Origin of the sequence: Bacillus sp. BML-BC051 (assembly GCF_019656175.1) — a bacterium.
Taxonomy (GTDB): Bacteria; Bacillota; Bacilli; order Bacillales; family Bacillaceae_G; genus Bacillus_A; species Bacillus_A mobilis.
Genome location: NZ_BPLI01000107.1, coordinates 1 through 4168, shown reverse-complemented (window position 1 = coordinate 4168; position 4168 = coordinate 1). Strand labels below are relative to the sequence as shown.

Here is a 4168-nt window from a genome sequence, read left to right as displayed (position 1 = left end):
GGCATGTGGCGATACCCCTAAGCCAGGAAAACAAGGGGGGGAGTTTTATGTTAGTAATATTAGCAACACTTGTAGCTGGGATTTGGTATATTTTCGACTTACCGAATGCTACAACCGTGGTATTAGTTTGTGGTTTGTTAATTACGTTGTATGCATTAGTAAAAAAGATAGTAGGGAGTGTATTGTTCTTTTTTGGTTCGATTATGCTCTTTATGTGGGCTATGTCTAATTCGCTTTTTTATGGTTTAATAGCGTTCCTCGGTGTGGTATTTGCGGGTGCGGTATTGGTTGCTGCATCGAACCAAGGAGGAGGTAATAAAAACGGTAATAAAGATACTTCCGATGATTATGATTACGATGATGATTATGAAGAAGATGAAAGAAGAAGGAAGCCTAAAAGAAAAGATAAGGAAAAAGAATATCATGATTATGCTTTTGATGATAATGAAAATGAATCTAAACGAAAAAACTCTGGATTTACTCAAACGAATAAAAAGAGCAAGAACGATGAATCTGAAGAAGAATACCGCAAACGAAAAGCGGAAGATGATGCATACTTTTACAGACGGCATGGTGGTTTTAGACATAAGGTAGATGAAGCGGACGATATTTTAGGTCGTAACCAACGTGAACGAGATTATGAAGATGATAAGTATGAGGCTCGTTGTAGAGGGTGTAATGAACCGGAAAGTCATTGTAAGTGCTGTGATACTTGTGACCAATCTCCGTGTCGTTGTTGCAGAGAATGTGATGATTATCCATGTAAATGTTGTAGACGGTGCGACTCATATCCATGTGAATGTTGCGATGAATGCGGTCAACCGCAAAGCTATTGTAGGTGTTGCAGAAGGTGTGATAGTTATCCATGTGAGTGCTGTAATGAATGTGGAGAAGCAAATTGTCGTTGTTGTCGCAGATGTGATTCATATCCATGTGAATGCTGTAATAGTTGCGGTCAACCGGACAAATATTGTAGATGCGGTTAATATGAAAAGACACCTAATATACCGGTGTCTTTTTATTTTGGGTTATATAAAAACCCAAACGATGATATTCCATTAGTACCTGAACTTTCTACTGAGTCACATGTAAATGTACAATGATATCGCTTTGTTGCAATGATTGTACCATATGATTTTTATTGGTCAAATAAAAAAAGCGTAGCCTTAAAGGCTACGTTATCATTGCAGCCATCCTCCTTGAAAAAAATAGGATGGCCGCAATGGAATCATTTATTTTCCGGCCTATCGTCTATTTGGTTTTTATTAGCCTATGAATCTGACTAAAAAATATGACATTACTTTTAAAATTTTTTTCGGGGCACGAAGAAACAAAATGGATATTTTGTTTCTTTGTGAAAATCTAATGAAAGCTTGGTATATATAGGTTTTTACTAAAATACCGAAAAAAAGGGAGTTAAAAACTAGATTAATGAAACATATTGTATTAGAATGTATTATATAAAGAAACATAATGGATTCGGTTAATAGGGAGGGATTTTACATATGAGAGAAGTGCAGCCGATACGCGACCGAGAAAAAATCGAAGAAATTAAAACTCGATTAAAAAATAAAAATGCTCGGGATTGGTTTATGTTTGAAATGGGTATTAATGTCGGGCTGAGAATTAGCGATCTCCTTCCACTTCGTGTATGTGATGTGCGAGGGAAAACACATATCAGCATCAAAGAAAAAAAGACCGATAAAAATAAGCGGTTCAAAATCAACGGAAATATGCAGAGGTTAATAGAAGAATATACAAAGTACATGGAGGAAGAGGATTATCTGTTCCCTTCAAATAAGACGGATAAAGCAATTCAACGTGTACAAGCATATAAGATTCTGAATGCTGTTGGCCGTGAAGCAGGACTGGAGGAAATCGGTACTCATACATTGCGTAAAACATTTGGGTATCACTTCTATCAAAGGACGAAGGACGTGGCTCTGTTGCAAGAGTTGTTCAACCATTCAGCACCTTCGGTGACTTTAAAATACATTGGAATTAATCAAGATATAATTGATGCAGCAATAGATGATTTTTATCTATAAAATATAGGGACTCTGAGAGACGATTAGTAATAGTTTTGTACGTAAATCAAAAGTTATTTGCGTCAGGATACGTTTCTCGGTGTCCCTTTTTTGGAGAATTTGATTCCGTTGCTACACATACCCCAATACTAAAAAGGAGCAACCTTATTGGGGTATGGCAACGATTTAAGAAATAATCCACTATATCTATAATTTTTCCATTTTTGAAAGTTATATTTTATATAAGCTTCCTAATATACCAAGTCTAAAGTGATTCTATTATATCGAATCTATGCTATTATACGGATATATTAGAAACCATTTAGGAGGTAACCTTTTGGATTTTGAGAGAATACCAATATTGTTAAAACGATATGATTTTAGGGAAAAAATGAATGTATGCCAAGCTCATTCAAAGGAACTCATGTCTATCTCTGGTTTGATCTCTATTGATGAATGGCGTGGCAAAGCATTGCCGTGGGATTTAGAGACATTTGCTTTGTTTTCTGTTATCACGCTTGGGGAATATTCTGATCGTAGATTTGATGACATAAAGGGAAAGAAACAGTTCGCTAAAATAATTAATGCAATAAAGGATTATCGTCCTCCAAAATTAGAAATGGCTCAAGACAACAACAGGTTTTTAGATTATTTTATGATTGTCACGGGATTAAATCAATTTCAAATTCAAGAAGATATAGGTATTAAGATTTATAGATATTCATATATCTTTAATTTTGAGAATAAGAATTTGAATATGAAACAACAATTCACTGAAAAATTTGGATGTAGTTACGATGAATTTAAAAGATTTGGTTTTATTATTCATAGTCTTTTCTCAAGAGAAATCAATAAATCCATAACACCAGATATCTATGATTACGTAATCAGAAGGTACAGTTATGTAATTCAGCATCTTCTCATTGATCGAGCAGATTATGTATCTCTTCAAGAAAAAATAATACATGACACCACTCAATATATTTATGGCTTTAAATACTTTTATCAATTTCCTTTCATTTCTTACAATCAGGAGATTTTTCTGCCATTGCCTCACCTTATTATACAATCTGTTACATCTTCACTTTTGTTTAGATTAACAGAAGGGAATAATAAACTTCGCGATTTGTTTGGAAAAGAGGTTCTTGAGAGCTATATTTTACACATATGTGGTTTATCTGAATGGTTTGATGAGGTCATAGCTGAATACTCGTATAAGTATAAACGAAATAACAAACGTACATTAGATATAATGATTCGAAAAGGCGATAAATGTCTAATGTTAGATAGTAAAAGCATGAGTCCGCGGGTTTCTTTAAGGGATCTAAATGAACAGGACATAGAACATACGGTTAATCGGATGGTTACTGCTGTCATTCAAGTTTACGAACAAATAACTGAGCGTTTTCGAAACGAGTATTATCCGTTCGATGTGAAAGTTGATTTCTTGAAAGAAAACATTTTTGGAGCTGTTATTTTAAACGAGGATAGTTATATTCTAAGAGAAATCATAATGAATACGGCTGCGGAAAAGCTAAAAATTGTTCATGGCAGCGAAGAATATAAATATCTTTGCTCTAACGTCAAATTGATGCGTTTATATGAATTTGAAAAAATGATATTTCAACAAGAAGACGTGCTTCAATTGCTAATAAATAATAGACAGAATGAGAGTAAGTGGTTTGATTTTTCATTCGAAAATTATCATGAAGAGAATGATAAGGGAGTAATTGAAGAAATCTCTCAAGTAAGCGAAAATATGAAAGAAATTTTAATGGAATTCGTACAGGAATTAGTCAAAGAAGGTCTCATATCACGATGATAAGCCAAATGATAGTTTTCAATATTCTCTTTTAATGTGCCTAAATTATCTTTAATCGTAGGTTTTTCTTTTTTGATGTGGTGACCCCATGCCCATCAACTTAAGAATTTTCACTACCCCCAAGTGACAAAAAACGTTATTCTTTCTAAAAAGCTAGCTAGAAAGGGTGACATTTTTTATGAATCTTTCGATTCAAGATGAATTACAACTATTTTCTGAAGAACTGTATCGTCATTTAACCCCTTCTCTTTTGGAAGAACTCGCAAAAGAATTAGGTTTTGTAAAAAGAAAACGAAAGTTTTCTGGAAATGAATTAGCT

Annotated in this window: 3 protein-coding genes; all 3 read left to right on the top strand. The window is 33.9% G+C overall.

Annotated elements, in window-relative coordinates; genetic code table 11:
• Positions 1-47: 47 nt before the first annotated feature.
• Positions 48-986, top strand: a complete 939-nt coding sequence (locus K5S59_RS28755) for a transporter permease (RefSeq protein ID WP_212982066.1) — start codon at positions 48-50, stop codon at positions 984-986.
• A 519-nt stretch (positions 987-1505) separates the two neighbouring features.
• Complete coding sequence (locus K5S59_RS28750) at positions 1506-2048, top strand: site-specific integrase (protein ID WP_212982067.1); 543 nt, start codon at positions 1506-1508, stop codon at positions 2046-2048.
• A 316-nt stretch (positions 2049-2364) separates the two neighbouring features.
• Entirely contained in the window at positions 2365-3849 is a 1485-nt protein-coding gene (locus K5S59_RS28745; RefSeq protein WP_238486507.1) for a hypothetical protein, read from the top strand.
• The last annotated feature ends 319 nt before the right edge of the window (positions 3850-4168 follow it).

Excerpts from the sequence above, each read along its gene's own strand:
- K5S59_RS28755 (WP_212982066.1), top strand. The coding sequence starts at position 48 with ATGTTAGTAATATTAGCAACACTTGTAGCTGGGATTTGGTATATTTTC.
- K5S59_RS28750 (WP_212982067.1), top strand. The coding sequence starts at position 1,506 with ATGAGAGAAGTGCAGCCGATACGCGACCGAGAAAAAATCGAAGAAATT.